The organism is Streptomyces sp. NPDC001108, from assembly GCF_053598535.1.
This window is the reverse complement of record NZ_JBSFKL010000007.1, coordinates 16,669-32,496: the sequence shown is the minus strand read 5'-3', so window position 1 is coordinate 32,496 and position 15,828 is coordinate 16,669. Positions and strand designations below refer to the sequence as shown.

Below are 15,828 nucleotides of genomic sequence, written 5' to 3'. Positions count from 1 at the left end.
GGACACTTGCGATGTACAAGCTCTTCTTCCGGCTGTTCTTCAAGCGGATGGACGCCGAGCAGGCCCACCACCTGGCCTTCCGATGGATCCGCCTGGCCGTCCGCGTCCCGGTGCTGCGCACCTTCGTCGCCGCGGCGCTCGCGCCCCGCTACAAGGAGCTGCGTACCGAGGCGCTCGGCCTGCGGATGCACGGCCCCTTCGGCCTCGCCGCCGGCTTCGACAAGAACGCCGTCGCGATCGACGGCATGGCGATGCTCGGCTTCGACCACGTCGAGATCGGCACCGTCACCGGCGAACCGCAGCCCGGCAACCCCAGGAAGCGCCTCTTCCGCCTCGTCGCGGACCGCGCGCTGATCAACCGCATGGGCTTCAACAACGAGGGCTCCGCCGCCGTCGCCGCGCGGCTGGCGGCCCGCAGGCCGGTCTTCCGGACCACGGTCGGCGTCAACATCGGCAAGACCAAGGTCGTGCCGGAGGCCGAGGCCGCCGCCGACTACGTGAAGTCGACCGAGCGGCTCGCCGCCCACGCCGACTACCTCGTCGTCAACGTCTCCTCGCCCAACACGCCCGGCCTGCGCAACCTCCAGGCCACCGAGGCACTGCGGCCGCTGCTCGCCGCCGTGCGCGAGGCCGCCGACCGCACCGTCACCCACCGGCGCGTCCCGCTCCTCGTCAAGATCGCCCCGGACCTCGCCGACGAGGACGTCGACGCGGTCGCCGACCTCGCGGTCGAGCTGGGCCTGGACGGCATCATCGCCACCAACACCACCATCGCCCGCGAGGGCCTCGGGCTGACCTCCCCGCCCGCCCTGACCGGCGAGACCGGCGGGCTCTCCGGAGCGCCCCTCAAGGCCCGCTCCCTGGAGGTCCTCGGCCGCCTCTACGCCCGCGTCGGCGACCGGATCACCCTGATCGGCGTCGGCGGCGTCGAGAACGCCGAGGACGCCTGGCAGCGCATCCTCGCCGGCGCCACCCTCGTCCAGGGCTACAGCGCCTTCATCTACGAGGGCCCGTTCTACGCCCGGTCGATCCACAAGGGCCTGGCCGCACGGCTGGCCGCCTCCCCGTACGCCACCCTCGCCGAGGCCGTCGGCGCCGCAACCAGGAAGGCCACCGCATGAGCCCCGAACCGTTCGGCGCGCGTCTGCGCCGCGCCATGGACACCCGTGGCCCGCTCTGCGTCGGCATCGACCCGCACGCCTCGCTGCTCACCGGCTGGGGCCTGGCCGACGACGTCGCCGGGCTGGAGCGCTTCACCCGTACGGTCGTCGAGGCCCTGGCCGACCGGGTGGCGGTGCTCAAGCCGCAGTCCGCGTTCTTCGAGCGCTTCGGGTCGCGCGGCATCGCCGTCCTGGAGAAGGCGGTCGCGGAGGCGCGGGCGGCCGGCGCGCTGGTGCTGATGGACGCCAAGCGGGGCGACATCGGCTCCACGATGGGCGCCTACGCGGCGACCTACCTGGACCCGGCCTCGCCGCTCTTCTCGGACGCCGTCACTGTCTCGCCGTACCTCGGCTTCGGTTCGCTGCGCCCGGCGCTCGACGCGGCCGCCGCCTCCGGCGCCGGGGTCTTCGTGCTCGCCCTCACCTCCAACCCGGAGGGCGCCGAGGTGCAGCGGGCCACCGCCGCCGACGGCCGCCCGCTGGCCCAGTTGATGCTCGACCGGATGGCCGAGGAGAACGCCGGGGCGCGGCCGCTCGGCTCGGTCGGCGCGGTGGTCGGCGCCACCCTCGGGGACGCCGGGGTGGACCTGGCGATCAACGGCCCGCTGCTCGCCCCCGGGATCGGGGCGCAGGGCGCGACCCCCGCGGACCTGCCCGGGGTCTTCGGCGACGCGGTGGGCAACGTCGTGCCCAGTGTGAGCCGGGGCGTACTGCGCGCGGGACCGGACGCGGCGGGGCTGCGCGGGGCCGCCGAACGGCTGACGGACGAGATCCGAACGGCCCTGGCGGGCCGTTGACGGCACCCTGTAACAGGCTGTTGACCAACTCCTGACCAAAAAACTCGGTTGTTATGCCTGGATTGTCCTGGTCGGGCAAGGCTGACCAGGACTTTTCGTTGGTTCTCGCTGACTCGGGCGGCCCTGGCCGCTAGTCTCCGTCGAGAGCCGACGTACACGAGTGGTCCGTCGCTCACCTGGTGTGGGGCATCCAGCTTCCTCACCGGTCCGTATCCGACAGATCGACATCCGAGGTGACGTAGGCGTGGCTCTTCCGCCCCTTACCCCTGAACAGCGCGCAGCCGCGCTCGAAAAGGCCGCCGCGGCTCGCCGGGAGCGGGCCGAGGTCAAGAATCGACTGAAGCACTCCGGCGCCTCCCTCCACGAGGTCATCAAGCAGGGCCAGGAGAACGACGTCATCGGCAAGATGAAGGTCTCGGCCCTCCTGGAGTCCCTGCCGGGCGTGGGCAAGGTCCGCGCCAAGCAGATCATGGAGCGGCTCGGCATCTCCGAGAGCCGCCGGGTCCGTGGTCTCGGCTCCAACCAGATCGCGTCCCTGGAGCGGGAGTTCGGCGGCAGCCCCGCCTGACGTTCTCAGGCACCCCTGAGAACCTGGATAATCGCTCCATGGCTGCAACATCCCGGGGGACGTCCCCCGTACCCCCGGACGTACGTCCGCGGCTGACCGTGCTCTCCGGCCCCTCCGGGGTCGGCAAGAGCACGGTCGTCGCCCATATGCGCAAGGTCCACCCCGAGGTCTGGCTCTCGGTGTCGGCGACGACCCGCAAGCCGCGCCCCGGCGAGCGCAACGGCGTCCACTACTTCTTCGTGGACGACGAGGAGTTCGACAAGCTGATCGCCAACGGCGAGCTGCTGGAGTGGGCCGAGTTCGCGGGCAACCGCTACGGCACGCCCCGCCGCGCCGTGCTCGACCGCCTGGAGGCGGGCGAGCCGGTGCTGCTGGAGATCGACCTCCAGGGCGCCCGGCTGGTCCGGCAGTCGATGCCGGACGCCCAGCTGGTCTTCCTGGCACCGCCGAGCTGGGAGGAGCTGGTCCGCCGGCTCACCGGCCGGGGGACGGAGGCACCCGAGGTGATCGAGCGCCGGCTCGCCGCCGCCCGGGTCGAGCTGGCCGCCGAGGCCGAGTTCGACACGACGCTGGTCAACACCTCCGTCGAGGACGTGGCGCGCGAGCTGCTAGCCTTGATGCTGGAGGTTTCCGGCCGCAGTGCCGACAGCGACTGAACGAGCACCAACGAGCCACTAACGGGCACTGAAACAAACCCGAACAGACGCTGGCACACACTGACGCGGATCTCCGCACCGTCAAAGGTTTCTTTGATTCTCACCCCCCTTCGGAAGGCAGAGAGTGTCCTCTTCCATCACCACGCCCGAGGGCATCATCAACCCGCCGATTGATGAGCTCCTCGAGGCCACCGACTCGAAGTACAGCCTCGTGATCTACGCCGCCAAGCGCGCGCGCCAGATCAACGCGTACTACTCGCAGCTCGGCGAGGGCCTCCTGGAGTACGTCGGTCCGCTCGTCGACACCCATGTGCACGAGAAGCCGCTCTCGATCGCGCTCCGCGAGATCAACGCGGGCCTGCTCACCTCCGAGGCCATCGAGGGCCCCGCGCAGTAAGCAGGTACCACGTCCTCACTCCGGGCCCGGCAGCCACTGGCTGCCGGGCCCGAGGTGTGTCCGGGGCGCTCTCGGCCGGACGGCCGGGGTGAGGCAGCATGGGGGTGTTCGTATCCGAGTGCGGGGAGACGCAGTGGACAAGCCGAAGGTCGTTCTGGGGGTCAGCGGGGGCATCGCCGCGTACAAGGCGTGCGAGCTGCTGCGCCGGCTGACCGAATCCGGTCACGACGTCCGGGTGGTGCCGACCGCGTCGGCGCTGCACTTCGTGGGGGCCGCCACCTGGTCGGCGCTCTCCGGCCACCCGGTCTCCACCGAGGTCTGGGACGACGTCCACCAGGTGCCGCACGTCCGGATCGGGCAGGAGGCCGACCTGGTGGTCGTCGCCCCCGCCACCGCGGACACGCTCGCCCGGGCGGCCCACGGCCTCGCCGACGACCTGCTCACCAACACGCTCCTCACCGCCCGCTGTCCGGTCGTCTTCGCGCCCGCCATGCACACCGAGATGTGGGAGCACCCCGCCACCCGGGAGAACGTCGCCACCCTGCGGCGCCGGGGCGCCGTCGTCATCGAGCCCGCCGTCGGCCGGCTCACCGGCGTCGACACCGGCAAGGGCCGGCTGCCCGACCCCGGGGAGATCTTCGAGGTCTGCCGCCGGGTCCTGGCCCGGGGCCCGGTCGGGCCCGACCTGGCCGGCCGCCACGTGGTGATCAGCGCGGGCGGTACGCGCGAGCCCCTCGACCCGGTCCGCTACCTCGGCAACCGCTCCTCCGGCAAGCAGGGCTACGCCCTGGCCCGCACCGCCCTGGCCCGTGGCGCCCGGGTCACGCTGATCGAGGCCAACACCGGGCTGCCCGACCCGGCCGGCGCCGACGTGCTGCGCGTGGGGACCGCCGTCCAGTTGCGCGAGGCCGTGCTGAAGGCCGCCGCCGACGCCGACGTGGTCGTGATGGCCGCGGCGGTCGCCGACTTCCGCCCCGCCGAGTACGCCCAGGGGAAGATCAAGAAGAAGGACGGGCAGGAGCCCGCCCCCGTCGCCCTGGTCCGCAACCCCGACATCCTCGCCGAGGTGTCCGCCGAGCGCGCCCGGCCGGGGCAGATCGTCGTGGGCTTCGCCGCCGAGACCGACGACGTCCTAGCCAACGGCCGGGAGAAGCTCCGTCGCAAGGGCTGCGACCTCCTGGTCGTCAACGAGGTGGGGGAGCGCCGGACCTTCGGCTCCGAGGAGAACGAGGCGGTGGTGCTCGCGGCCGACGGTGGCGAGACCCAGGTGCCGCACGGACCCAAGGAAGCGCTTGCCGACACGGTCTGGGACCTCGTGTCGCCGCGACTCGGATGAAATTTTTTATTTCGTGCGAGAGTGCGCGAATGCCTTGGAAAATGGGGGTAAAAGCCCGTTCCCCAAAGGGATTCCTCCCACGTCGGAGGGGAGTGTGGCGGGTCACAGATGGCTCAAAGAGCGAGACGTACTGTCCGCCGGACGAATACGACCGATAAACTGGCTCCGGATTGTGCCGGGCGCAGCTCCCGGCGGTCCGCCCAATGATTCAGCCAGCAGCCGCTGCAACCCCAGGGAGCGATGTGTCCCGCCGTCTCTTCACCTCGGAGTCCGTCACCGAGGGCCACCCCGACAAGATCGCCGACCAGATCAGCGACACCATTCTCGACGCGCTGCTCCGCGAGGACCCGCGGTCCCGCGTCGCCGTCGAGACCTTGATCACCACGGGTCTGGTCCATGTGGCGGGTGAGGTCACCACCAAGGCCTACGCCGACATCCCGACGCTTGTCCGCAACAAGGTCCTGGAGATCGGCTACGACTCCTCGAAGAAGGGCTTCGACGGGGCCTCCTGCGGCGTCTCGGTCTCCATCGGGGCGCAGTCGCCCGACATCGCGCAGGGCGTCGACACGGCGTACGAGCAGCGGGTCGAGGGCGACGAGGACGAGCTCGACAAGCAGGGCGCCGGCGACCAGGGCCTGATGTTCGGCTACGCCTGCGACGAGACGCCCGAGCTGATGCCGCTCCCGATCCACCTGGCGCACCGGCTCTCCCGCCGGCTCTCCGAGGTCCGCAAGAACGGGACCATCCCGTACCTGCGCCCGGACGGCAAGACCCAGGTCACCATCGAGTACGACGGCGACAAGGCCGTCCGCCTCGACACGGTCGTGGTCTCCTCGCAGCACGCCAGCGACATCGACCTCGACTCGCTGCTCGCGCCCGACATCCGTGAGTTCGTCGTCGAGCACGTGCTCGGGCAGCTCATCGAGGACGGCATCAAGCTGGACACCGACGGCTACCGGCTCCTGGTCAACCCGACCGGGCGCTTCGAGATCGGCGGCCCGATGGGCGACGCCGGACTGACCGGCCGCAAGATCATCATCGACACGTACGGCGGCATGGCCCGGCACGGCGGCGGCGCCTTCTCGGGCAAGGACCCGTCGAAGGTGGACCGCTCGGCCGCGTACGCCATGCGCTGGGTCGCCAAGAACGTCGTCGCCGCGGGCCTCGCCGCCCGCTGCGAGGTCCAGGTCGCCTACGCGATCGGCAAGGCCGAGCCGGTCGGCCTCTTCGTCGAGACCTTCGGTACCGCCGCCGTCGACACCGAGAAGATCGAGCACGCCATCGGCGAGGTCTTCGACCTCCGCCCGGCCGCGATCATCCGCGACCTCGACCTGCTCCGCCCGATCTACGCCCAGACCGCGGCCTACGGCCACTTCGGCCGGGAGCTGCCCGACTTCACCTGGGAGCGCACCGACCGCGTGGACGCGCTGCGCGCGGCGGCCGGGCTGTAGCCAGCCGCCGTCCCGTCCGTACGCCGGGGCCCGGACACCGCACGAGGTGTCCGGGCCCCGGCGTGTTCGGCCCCGGAATCCTCCGATGGGGCCGCTGTCGGTGCCCTCTGGTAGGAATTTGGCTGTGAGCAGCGAGAACGAGCGGCCGAAGGACCCCGGCGCCGGGGCCCCGGAGCAGCTTGCGCTGATCCGGGAGACGGTGCGCAGGGCCGAGGTGCCCCGCGCCAAGCCGCGCACCTGGCGCGGCGCCCCGCTCGCCAAGGAACTGCCGGTCGCCCGGGTGGTGGTCAACAAGGGCGCCCTCCATCTCGACCAGTACTTCGACTACGCGGTGCCCGAGGAACTGGACTCCCAGGCGAGGCCCGGGGTGCGGGTGCGGGTCCGGTTCGGGGCCGGGGGACGTCAGGTCCGGGGCGGGCGGCGCGAGGGCGGCGGGCTGGTCGACGGCTTCCTGATCGAGCGGCGTGCCGAGTCGGACTACCAGGGCGCGCTCGCCGCGCTCGCCTATGTCGTGTCGCCCGAGCCGGTGCTGGGGCCGGAGCTGCTGGCCCTCGCCCGCGCCGTCGCCGACCGGTACGCGGGCAGCCTCGCCGACGTCCTCCAGCTCGCCGTGCCGCCGCGCAACGGGCGGGCCGAGGCGAAGCCCTCGCCCGCGCCGCTGCCGCCGCCGCCCGCGCCGCCGACGGGGAGCTGGCAGCGGTACGCGCAGGGACCGGCGTTCCTGCGGGCGCTGGCGGAGGGCGGTGCGCCCCGGGCCGTCTGGACGGCGCTGCCGGGGCCCCACTGGCCCGAGGAGATCGCCCGCGCCATGGCCGCCACCCTCGCGTCCGGGCGTGGCGCCCTGCTCGTCGTGCCCGACGGCCGGGCCGCCGCCCGGGTGGACGCCGCGCTCACCGGGCTGCTCGGCGCGGGCCACCACGCCCTGCTCACCGCCGATTCCGGACCGGAGAAGCGGTACCGCGAGTGGCTCGCCGTCCGGCGCGGCTCGGTACGGGCGGTCGTCGGCACCCGGGCGGCGATGTTCGCCCCGGTCGCCGATCTCGGCCTGGTCGCCGTCTGGGACGACGGGGACGCCAGCCACAGCGACGACAACGCCCCCTTCCCCCACGTGCGCGAAGTGCTGGAACTGCGCGCCGCGCACAGCCGGTGCGCCTTCCTCCTCGGCTCCACGAGCTGCACGGTGGAGGCCGCGCAGCTCGTGGAGAGCGGCTGGGCCCTGCCCCTGCGCGCCGACCGCGAGCAGCTCCGGGCCGCCGCCCCCCTGGTCCGTACGGTCGACGACGGGGAGCTGGCCCGGGACGGCGCGGCCCGGGCGGCCCGGCTGCCCAGCCTGGCCTGGCAGACGGTCCGGGACGGGCTGCGCCGGGGCCCGGTCCTGGTCCAGGTGCCCCGGCGCGGCTACGCGCCCCGGCTGGCCTGCGAGCGCTGCCGCGAGCCCGCCCGGTGCCGTCACTGCGCCGGGCCGCTCCAGGCCCCGGACGAGCGGGACCTCGACTGTGCCTGGTGCGGGCGGCCCGAGACCGCCTGGCACTGCCCGGCCTGCGGCTCCGGCCGGCTGCGCGCCCGGATCGTCGGTGCCCGGCGGACCGCCGAGGAGCTGGGCCGGGCCTTCCCCGCCGTGCCGGTGCGGACCTCCGGCCGCGACCACGTCCTCGACGCGGTGCCGGACGCGCCCGCGCTGGTCGTCAGCACCCCGGGCGCCGAGCCGGTGGCCGAGGGCGGTTACGCGGCGGCGCTGCTGCTGGACGGATGGGCGATGGTCGGCCGCCCCGATCTGCGGGCCGGTGAGGAGGCGCTGCGGCGGTGGACGGCGGCCGCCGCGCTGGTACGCGGGCAGCCGGAGGGCGGCACGGTGGTGGTCGTCGCCGAGCCGACGCTGCGGCCGGTGCAGGCGCTGGTGCGCTGGGACCCGGTGGGGCACGCCCGCCGCGAGCTGGCGGACCGGGCCGAGCTGGGCTTTCCGCCGGTGTCCCGGATGGCCTCGGTGACCGGTACGCCGGAGGCGCTGGCCGGATTCCTCGCGGCGGCCGAGCTGCCGTCGGAGGCCGAGACGCTGGGCCCGGTCCCGGTGGCCGCCGCCGCGCCCGGCCGGCCCCGAAGACCCGGTCAGGCGCCGCCGGGGGAGTCCTGGGAGCGGGTCCTGCTCCGTGTGCCGCCGGGCAGCGGCGCGGCGCTGGCGCACGCTCTGAAGGCCGCTCAGGCGGCACGGCTGTCCCGGGGCGGCGACCGGGTCCGGATCAGGGTCGACCCGCCGGACATCGGCTGACGGCCGGGGCACGGGAAGCCCCCGGGCGTGGGGCTGCCCCGCCACGCGGGACTCGCGCGACGGGGCAGCGGACGGACGGGGTGGCGGTCAGCCGTTGCGTGGTCCGGGGAAGGCGCCCGGGCGCAGGTCCTCGCGCAGTGACGGGCGGTCCGTCGACGGCTGCGGCGGCATGGACCGGGCCGCGGGCACGGCGGGCAGCGCCGACGGACCACCGGAGCCCGGGACGGGCAGGCCGCGCGGCACGGCGGTCTCCCCGGCGGTCTCGGCCGCCCCCGGCTGCCGGGCGTTGCGGCGCGCTCCGTAGCGGCGGTGCACCGCCTGCTTGGTGACCCCGAGCGCGGAGCCCACCGCGTCCCAGGAGAAGCCCAGCGAGCGGTCGAAGTCGACCGCGGCGGTGACCAGCGTCTCGACGCTGTCGCGCAGTTCCTGCGCCAGCCTGACGGTGGGGGCCGGGGCCCTGCCGTAGACGACGAAGCCCGTGGACGGGCCGGAGCGGCGCGGACGGTAGACGTTGCCCAGTTGGGCGGTGAGCGTACGCAGCGCGTCCACCTGCCGCCGGACCCGCTCGATGTCCCGCACCAACAGATGCAGACTGGCCCTCGCTTGGGCGTCGTGGGTTGCGTGGTCGGCCATGAAGAAGCCTCTCGAACCGGCGTTGAAAGGGATCGGGCCGCACCAGGGCGGCTCGCTTCGGTCAATCTCTCTTGACCAACGCCCGAGCTGTGGTTCTGGTCACGCTTCAGGGGCGCGTACGCCCTTCAAAGGGGCGCGCGGGCATGCGTACGCCCCCTGGCGCCCCGCCCCATAGACTTGTGCGCTGCTCGTCACCGCACTTCGGCCCGAGAGGCAGTCAGCCACCCATGAAGCTCGTCTTCGCAGGCACCCCCGAGGTCGCCGTACCCGCCCTGGACGCCCTGATCGCCTCCGACCGGCACGAGGTGGCCGCCGTCGTGACCAGGCCCGACGCCCCCGCCGGGCGGGGCCGCCGTCTGGTCGCCAGCCCGGTCGCCGAGCGGGCCGAGGAGGCGGGCATCGAGGTGCTCAAGCCCGCCCGCCCGCGCGACGAGGACTTCCTGGCCCGGCTGCGGGAGATCGCCCCGGACTGCTGCCCGGTCGTCGCCTACGGGGCGCTGCTGCCCAAGGAGGCGCTCGCCGTGCCCGCCCGCGGCTGGGTCAACCTGCACTTCTCGCTGCTGCCCGCCTGGCGCGGCGCGGCCCCGGTGCAACACGCGGTGATGGCCGGGGACGAGCTGACCGGCGCGTCGACCTTCCTGATCGAGGAGGGGCTCGACTCCGGACCGGTCTACGGCGTCCTCACCGAGGAGGTGCGCCCCACCGACACCAGCGGCGACCTGCTCACCCGGCTGGCGTTCGCCGGCGCGGGGCTGCTCGCGGCGACGATGGACGGCATCGAGGACGGCACCCTGCACGCCGTGGAGCAGCCGGCCGACGGCGTCACCCTCGCCCCGAAGATCACCGTGGAGGACGCCCGGATCCAGTGGTCGGCGCCCGCGCTCCGGGTCGACCGGGTGGTACGCGGCTGCACGCCCGCCCCCGGTGCGTGGACCCTGTTCCGCGGCGAGCGGCTCAAGCTGATCCAGGCCGTCCCCGTCCTCGACCGCACCGACCTGGCCCCCGGCGAGATCTCCGCCGCCAAGAACAACGTGTACGTGGGCACCGGATCGCACGCCGTCGAACTGCTCTGGGTCCAGCCGCAGGGCAAGAAGCCGATGCGCGCCGCGGACTGGGCGCGCGGGGTGCGGATCGTCCACGGCGAGCTGCTGGGGAGCTGAGGCGGATCCCGTCCGGGGCGGCGACGTAGGGGCTGTCCCGTGACCCCTGGCGGGCGTGCGACGACAGCCACGGCGCCTCGCCGCGTTGTCGAACGCCCGCATGCGTCCCGTATGCGGGCGTCCCTCCGCCCCGCGATGCACCGCGTCCGACGCCGCACACCGATCCATCAGGGATGTCGGGACAGCCCTTAGGCTGGGAGGGTTCGTCCCCTCACCTTCAGCGGAGCACCTTTCACGTGAACGACCAGCAGCGTCGCCGTCCCGCCAAGCCCCATCGCCGACCGAAGAAGGACCCGGTCCGCTTCCTCGCCTTCGAGGCCCTGCGGGCGGTCGACGAACGCGACGCGTACGCCAACCTCGTCCTGCCCCCGCTGCTGAAGAAGGCCCGCGCCAAGGGCGACTTCGACCACCGGGACGCGGCCCTGGCGACCGAGCTGGTCTACGGCACGCTGCGCCGCCAGGGAACGTACGACGCGATCGTCGCGGCCTGCATCGACCGGCCGCTGCGCGAGGTCGACCCGCCGGTCCTGGACGTGCTGAACATGGGCGTGCACCAGCTCCTCGGCACCCGCATCCCCACCCACGCGGCGGTCTCCGCCAGTGTGGAGCTGGCCCGGGTGGTGCTCGGCGAGGGGCGCGCCAAGTTCGTCAACGCGGTGCTGCGCAAGGTCGCCGCGGACGACCTCGACGGCTGGGTGGCCAAGGTCGCCCCGCCCTACGAGGAGGACGCCGAGGACCACCTCGCGGTCGTGCACTCGCACCCGCGCTGGATCGTCTCGGCGCTCTGGGACGCGCTGGGCGGCGGCCGGGCCGGTATCGAGGACCTCCTGGAGGCGGACAACGAGCGCCCCGAGGTCACGCTGGTCGCCCGCCCCGGCCGTGCCACCACCGGGGAGCTGCTCGACGCGCTCGGCGAGGAGAACGGTCTGCCCGGCCGCTGGTCGCCGTATGCCGTGCGGATGGCCGAGGGCGGCGAACCCGGCGCGCTGGAGGCGGTGCGCGAGGGCCGGGCCGGGGTCCAGGACGAGGGCAGCCAGCTGGTGGCCGCCGCGCTGGCCGCCGTACCGCTGGAGGGCGGCGACAGCCGCTGGCTCGACGGCTGCGCCGGCCCCGGCGGCAAGGCCGCCCTGCTCGCCGCGCTGGCCGCGGACCGGGGCGCCACCCTGCTCGCCGCCGAGAAGCAGCCGCACCGGGCCCGGCTCGTCGAGCGCGCCCTGGCCGGGAACCCCGGCCCGTACCAGGTGGTCACCGCCGACGGCACCCGGCCGCCGTGGCGCCCCGGCAGCTTCGACCGGGTGCTGATGGACGTGCCGTGCTCGGGGCTCGGTGCCCTGCGCCGCCGCCCGGAGGCGCGCTGGCGCCGCCGCAAGGAGGACCTGGAGCAGTTCGCCCCGCTGCAACGCGGCCTGCTCCGCGAGGCGTTGAAGGCGGTCCGGGTCGGCGGCGTGGTCGGCTACGCGACCTGCTCGCCGCATCTCGCGGAGACCCGGACGGTGGTCGAGGACGTGCTCAGGGGCCGCGGCGGCGCCGGGGCCGTCGAGGCCGAGTGGATCGACGCCCGCCCGCTGATGCCGGACGTCCCCGCGCTGGGCGACGGCCCCGACGTCCAGCTCTGGCCGCACCTGCACGGCACGGACGCGATGTACCTGGCCCTGCTGCGACGCACCGCCTGACCGACGAGAGGCCATGGGCACCCCGGTGAACCCCGAAGCGCTGTCGGTCCTCGGCACCCCGCTCCCGGCCGGACGGACGATCACGTCCGACGAGGGGGACGGGGACGAGCGGCCGCTCTGGCTCGCCGACGTACCGGCCACCGCCGGCCTGTGGGCGCGGGTGCACGCCGAGCACCCGCGCACCGGGCGAGGTCTGCCCGGAGGACATGCCCGTGGTGGGCGGCGCACCCGGCCCCCGACGCGGACGGCCCGCTCCCGGCGGCGGAGCGGGCCGCCGCCGCGGCTGAGGAGTCTCCCGCGGTGGCGGCCGGACACCGTCCGCCAGGGCCGGCGGCCGTACACCCTGGCCGCGTACGCCGGGCGGATCGTCGGGGCCGACCGGTGGGACTTCCGGTGGGACTGACCGGCCCGATCCGTACGAGCCCGCCCGAAACGCCCCTGCCGGGCGGCCGGAACCCCATGATCACGCGAACTGTAATGATCCCGTGAGGCTTTGGCCCGCACCGAGGCGGGGAAGTGGCGCGGAACATGGCAGGCTTGGGGCATGGCCCAGATCAACCCCAGCATCCTGTCCGCCGACTTCGCCCGCCTCGCCGAGGAGGCCGAGGCCGTCAGGAGCGCGGACTGGCTCCACGTCGATGTGATGGACAACCACTTCGTGCCCAATCTGACCCTCGGTGTGCCGATCGTCGAATCGCTCGCCCGGGCCACGGACACCCCGCTGGACTGCCATCTGATGATCGAGGCCCCGGACCGCTGGGCCCCGGCCTACGTCGAGGCGGGCGCCGGTTCCGTCACCTTCCACGCCGAGGCCGCGGCGGCCCCGGTGCGCCTCGCGCGGGAGATCCGCGCCAAGGGGGCCCGGGCGTCCATGGCGCTCAAGCCCGCGACGCCGATCGAGCCGTACGAGGACCTGCTCCCCGAGCTGGACATGCTGCTGATCATGACGGTGGAGCCGGGCTTCGGCGGCCAGGCGTTCCTGGACATCATGCTGCCGAAGATCCGCCGCACCCGGGAGCTGATCTCCAAGCACGGGCTCGAACTCTGGCTCCAGGTCGACGGCGGGGTCTCCGCGTCCACCATCGAACGGTGCGCCGAGGCCGGTGCCGACGTCTTCGTCGCGGGTTCGGCGGTGTACGGGGCCGAGGACCCGGACGCGGCGGTGCGCGCGCTGCGCGCCCGGGCGGAGCGGGCCACGGCCTCGGCGGCCTGGGCGTGCGGCCACTGACACCTGCGCGGGAGCGCGGCCACCGGCCCGGGGGGCGGGCGGGCCAAGAGCAGATGAACGCGGTCCCACGGGGCCGATCAGGGGGCGCCGGATCTGACAGGATGAACGGCGTATCGAGAGTGTGAACAGCAGTGAGGAGAGCGCGGTGTCTGCAATGTCGGCGGGCCGGTCCGCCCTGCGGATGGGGCCCGCGGAGCTGGTGCAGGCGGCGGCCATGGCCCGCCGCTTCTACCTCGAGGGAAAGTCGAAGATCCAGATCGCCGAGGAGTTCGGCGTCAGCCGCTTCAAGGTGGCCCGGGTCCTGGAGACGGCGCTGGAGCGCGATCTCGTACGCATCGAGATCCGCGTCCCCGCCGAGCTGGACGCCGAGCGCTCCGACGCGCTCCGGGCCCGCTACGGGCTGCGCCACGCGGTCGTCGTCGAATCGCCGGCCGAGGAGCAGGACGACGCACCGGATCCGGAGAACCTGGGCGAGGTCGCGGCCGATCTGCTCGGCGAACTGGTGAACGAGGGCGATGTGCTGGGGCTGGCCTGGGGCCGCTCCACCATCCACATGGCAGCGGCGCTCGACCGGCTGCCGCCGTGCACGGTCGTGCAGCTCACCGGGGTGTACGACGCGGGGACGGCGGAGCGCGGCTCCGTCGAGGCGGTCCGGCGGGCCGCCCAGGTCGCCGGCGGCGAGGCCCACCCCATCTACGCGCCGATGCTGCTGCCGGACCCGGCCACGGCCGCGGCCCTGCGCCACCAGACGGGCATCGCCCGCGCCTTCGAGTACTTCGACAAGGTGACCGTCGCGGCGGTCTCCATCGGTTCCTGGGAGCCGGGTATCTCGACCGTCCACGACATGCTCTCCGACCAGGAGCGGGCGCACTACGCCTCGCTCGGTGTCGCGGCGGAGATGTCGGCGCACCTCTTCGACACCGAGGGACGGCGGGTCGGCCGGGACCTGGGGGAGCGGTGCATCACGGTCGAGGCCGACCGGCTGCGCAGGATCCCCGAGGTGGTGGCGATCGCGGGCGGTCAGCGCAAGGCCGCGGCGATCGGGGCGGTGCTGCGCTCCGGACTGGTCACCAGCCTGGTGACGGACACGGCCGCGGCGGACTATCTGCTGACCGAGTCGGCGGCCCCGCTGCGCCCGGCGCTGGAGCGTGCCGACCCGGACGGCGACTGATCGGCCCCGGACACGGTTCCGCCCGGACGGCAGGCGCGCCGTCCGGGCGGAACCATGTCCGGACGGTTCAGTCCTGGGCGACGCCCAGCACCCGTGCCTCCAGGTACTCCTGCGGCTCCTTGTACTGGCTCACGTCGGCCGGGTTGTAGCGCGGGGTCTGCCGCGACCAGTCGAGGTTGCCGCGCATCCAGCTGCGCATGCCGTCGAGATACGGCCGGAGCATCCAGGACAGCTGCGGATAGGCGGACAGCAGCTCGGCCTCGGCGGTGAGGAAGCGCTCCGTCTCGGCCGTGATCTCCGCGCAGACGTGCTCCAGGGCCTGCCGCTCGTCGTGGCCGCGGTGGTGCCGGACCAGGTGGACGAGGTTGTGGATCTCGCCGAGCACCTGTTCCTTCTCGTACGAGTACACGTCGTTGGCCCAGCACACGACGTTGCACGAGGCTTCCAGCGCGGTGATGAACCGGGGGTCGTTGTGGATCGACTCGGGCGCCTCGATGCCGGCCACGATCTCTATCAGGTCCATGCAGACATGTATCGCACCGGTGTGGCGCCGCTTGGCGATATAGGTCTCCTCGGACGGCACCGTGCCCGAGGCGCGGTTCCCCGCCTCCCAGGTGGTGGTGGTCGTGAGGTAGGTGGTGAGGTGCCAGCCGAAGCGGGCGCGCCAGTGCGGGGCGGCCATCGGCGTCGTGCGTTCCCACAGATCGGCCAGGGCGGTCACGGCCGCCGGGAGCTCGCCCTCGGGCAGGGTGCCGGGGGTGTCGCTGCGGATGACGTCCCGCATCATCTCGACCACGTCCCGCACCCGTTCCGGGCTGCGGCCGAGGTGTCCGTCGTCGAGCTGGTCGTCGACGAGGAAGAGCCAGACGAACCAGTCGGCCACCAGGTCGAGGTTCTTGCTGTCGGCGGTCGGGTACACCATCCCGACGAACGCGCCGAAGTCCGCCTGGACGAAGCGGGCCCTGGCCGAATCGCGGTGCACCAGACCGGTGTCGCGGGTCCACTCCTCCAGATGGACTCTGGTGTGCGGCACGTTCGGGTTGGTGAGCTGGGGGAACGGGCAGTAGATGTCCGGCAGTTCGCTCTCCACGAGTGGGTCGTGATCCTCTCCGGTCGTACGTATGACGGAAGTTGTAGCTCTTCCGGCTGTTCCTCCGGGGCGTTGGTGAGACCCACGGGACCTGCGGATTTGAAGCTACCGGACCCCTTGTCACCAGGTCCAGGGCAGACGATCGGGGATTGATCCGGGCGACTTCGGGTAAGGTCCGCGGGCAAGACGGACGGATTCCGTCCGTCCGGGACTCCCGCCGGACCTCTTTCGGAGGAACGTAC

15 protein-coding genes are annotated in these 15,828 nt (G+C 73.4%); 13 read left to right on the top strand and 2 right to left on the bottom strand.

The window, feature by feature from the left end; genetic code table 11:
* The first annotated feature begins 11 nt into the window (after nucleotides 1–11).
* The 8 genes from ACWC97_RS17345 (at nucleotide 12) to ACWC97_RS17310 (ending at nucleotide 8,631) form a co-directional block, all read left to right on the top strand.
* A complete protein-coding gene (locus tag ACWC97_RS17345) occupies nucleotides 12–1,121 on the top strand; it encodes a quinone-dependent dihydroorotate dehydrogenase (protein ID WP_352277394.1) in 1,110 nt (369 codons plus the stop codon).
* Nucleotides 1,118–1,957, top strand: a complete 840-nt coding sequence (gene pyrF / locus ACWC97_RS17340; protein WP_385210913.1) for an orotidine-5'-phosphate decarboxylase — start codon at nucleotides 1,118–1,120, stop codon at nucleotides 1,955–1,957. The genes ACWC97_RS17345 and pyrF overlap by 4 nt, the downstream gene beginning before the upstream one ends.
* Nucleotides 1,958–2,201: 244 nt before the next feature.
* The gene (locus ACWC97_RS17335; RefSeq protein ID WP_003970367.1) at nucleotides 2,202–2,525 is read left to right on the top strand and encodes an integration host factor; all 324 of its coding nucleotides are present in this window, start codon (nucleotides 2,202–2,204) and stop codon (nucleotides 2,523–2,525) included.
* A 38-nt stretch (nucleotides 2,526–2,563) separates the two neighbouring features.
* A complete protein-coding gene (gene gmk / locus ACWC97_RS17330; protein ID WP_352277390.1) occupies nucleotides 2,564–3,181 on the top strand; it encodes a guanylate kinase in 618 nt (205 codons plus the stop codon).
* A 124-nt stretch (nucleotides 3,182–3,305) separates the two neighbouring features.
* Complete coding sequence (gene rpoZ, locus ACWC97_RS17325) at nucleotides 3,306–3,578, top strand: DNA-directed RNA polymerase subunit omega (protein WP_003970369.1); 273 nt, start codon at nucleotides 3,306–3,308, stop codon at nucleotides 3,576–3,578.
* A gap of 133 nt (nucleotides 3,579–3,711) precedes the next feature.
* Nucleotides 3,712–4,914, top strand: a complete 1,203-nt coding sequence (coaBC, locus tag ACWC97_RS17320; RefSeq protein ID WP_352277389.1) for a bifunctional phosphopantothenoylcysteine decarboxylase/phosphopantothenate--cysteine ligase CoaBC — start codon at nucleotides 3,712–3,714, stop codon at nucleotides 4,912–4,914.
* A 242-nt stretch (nucleotides 4,915–5,156) separates the two neighbouring features.
* Nucleotides 5,157–6,365: a methionine adenosyltransferase gene (metK, locus tag ACWC97_RS17315; RefSeq protein ID WP_352277388.1), complete on the top strand. Its 1,209-nt coding sequence runs from the start codon at nucleotides 5,157–5,159 to the stop codon at nucleotides 6,363–6,365.
* A 124-nt stretch (nucleotides 6,366–6,489) separates the two neighbouring features.
* Nucleotides 6,490–8,631 (top strand): primosomal protein N', encoded by a 2,142-nt coding sequence (locus tag ACWC97_RS17310; protein ID WP_450650125.1) that lies wholly within the window; start codon nucleotides 6,490–6,492, stop codon nucleotides 8,629–8,631.
* Between the two features lie 87 nt (nucleotides 8,632–8,718).
* Here ACWC97_RS17310 and ACWC97_RS17305 read toward each other — a convergent pair whose 3' ends face one another.
* A complete protein-coding gene (locus ACWC97_RS17305; RefSeq protein WP_352277386.1) occupies nucleotides 8,719–9,264 on the bottom strand; it encodes a hypothetical protein in 546 nt (181 codons plus the stop codon).
* Between the two features lie 227 nt (nucleotides 9,265–9,491).
* Here ACWC97_RS17305 and fmt point away from each other — a divergent pair, with 227 nt between their 5' ends.
* The 5 genes from fmt (at nucleotide 9,492) to ACWC97_RS17280 (ending at nucleotide 14,496) form a co-directional block, all read left to right on the top strand.
* Nucleotides 9,492–10,424, top strand: coding sequence for a methionyl-tRNA formyltransferase (gene fmt / locus ACWC97_RS17300; RefSeq protein WP_352277384.1), 933 nt, complete (start codon nucleotides 9,492–9,494; stop codon nucleotides 10,422–10,424).
* Nucleotides 10,425–10,660: 236 nt separating this feature from the next.
* On the top strand, nucleotides 10,661–12,097 hold the full coding sequence (locus ACWC97_RS17295; RefSeq protein WP_450650122.1) for an RsmB/NOP family class I SAM-dependent RNA methyltransferase: 1,437 nt from the start codon (nucleotides 10,661–10,663) through the stop codon (nucleotides 12,095–12,097).
* A 13-nt stretch (nucleotides 12,098–12,110) separates the two neighbouring features.
* On the top strand, nucleotides 12,111–12,500 hold the full coding sequence (locus ACWC97_RS17290) for a hypothetical protein (protein WP_450650120.1): 390 nt from the start codon (nucleotides 12,111–12,113) through the stop codon (nucleotides 12,498–12,500).
* Between the two features lie 141 nt (nucleotides 12,501–12,641).
* A complete protein-coding gene (gene rpe, locus ACWC97_RS17285; protein ID WP_450650118.1) occupies nucleotides 12,642–13,325 on the top strand; it encodes a ribulose-phosphate 3-epimerase in 684 nt (227 codons plus the stop codon).
* A 154-nt stretch (nucleotides 13,326–13,479) separates the two neighbouring features.
* Nucleotides 13,480–14,496 carry a sugar-binding transcriptional regulator gene (locus ACWC97_RS17280; RefSeq protein WP_352277599.1) on the top strand — a complete coding sequence of 339 codons (1,017 nt, stop codon included), beginning with the start codon at nucleotides 13,480–13,482 and terminating at the stop codon, nucleotides 14,494–14,496.
* Nucleotides 14,497–14,563: 67 nt separating this feature from the next.
* Here ACWC97_RS17280 and ACWC97_RS17275 read toward each other — a convergent pair whose 3' ends face one another.
* A complete protein-coding gene (locus ACWC97_RS17275) occupies nucleotides 14,564–15,586 on the bottom strand; it encodes a terpene synthase family protein (protein WP_385210930.1) in 1,023 nt (340 codons plus the stop codon).
* Between the last annotated feature and the right edge of the window lie 242 nt (nucleotides 15,587–15,828).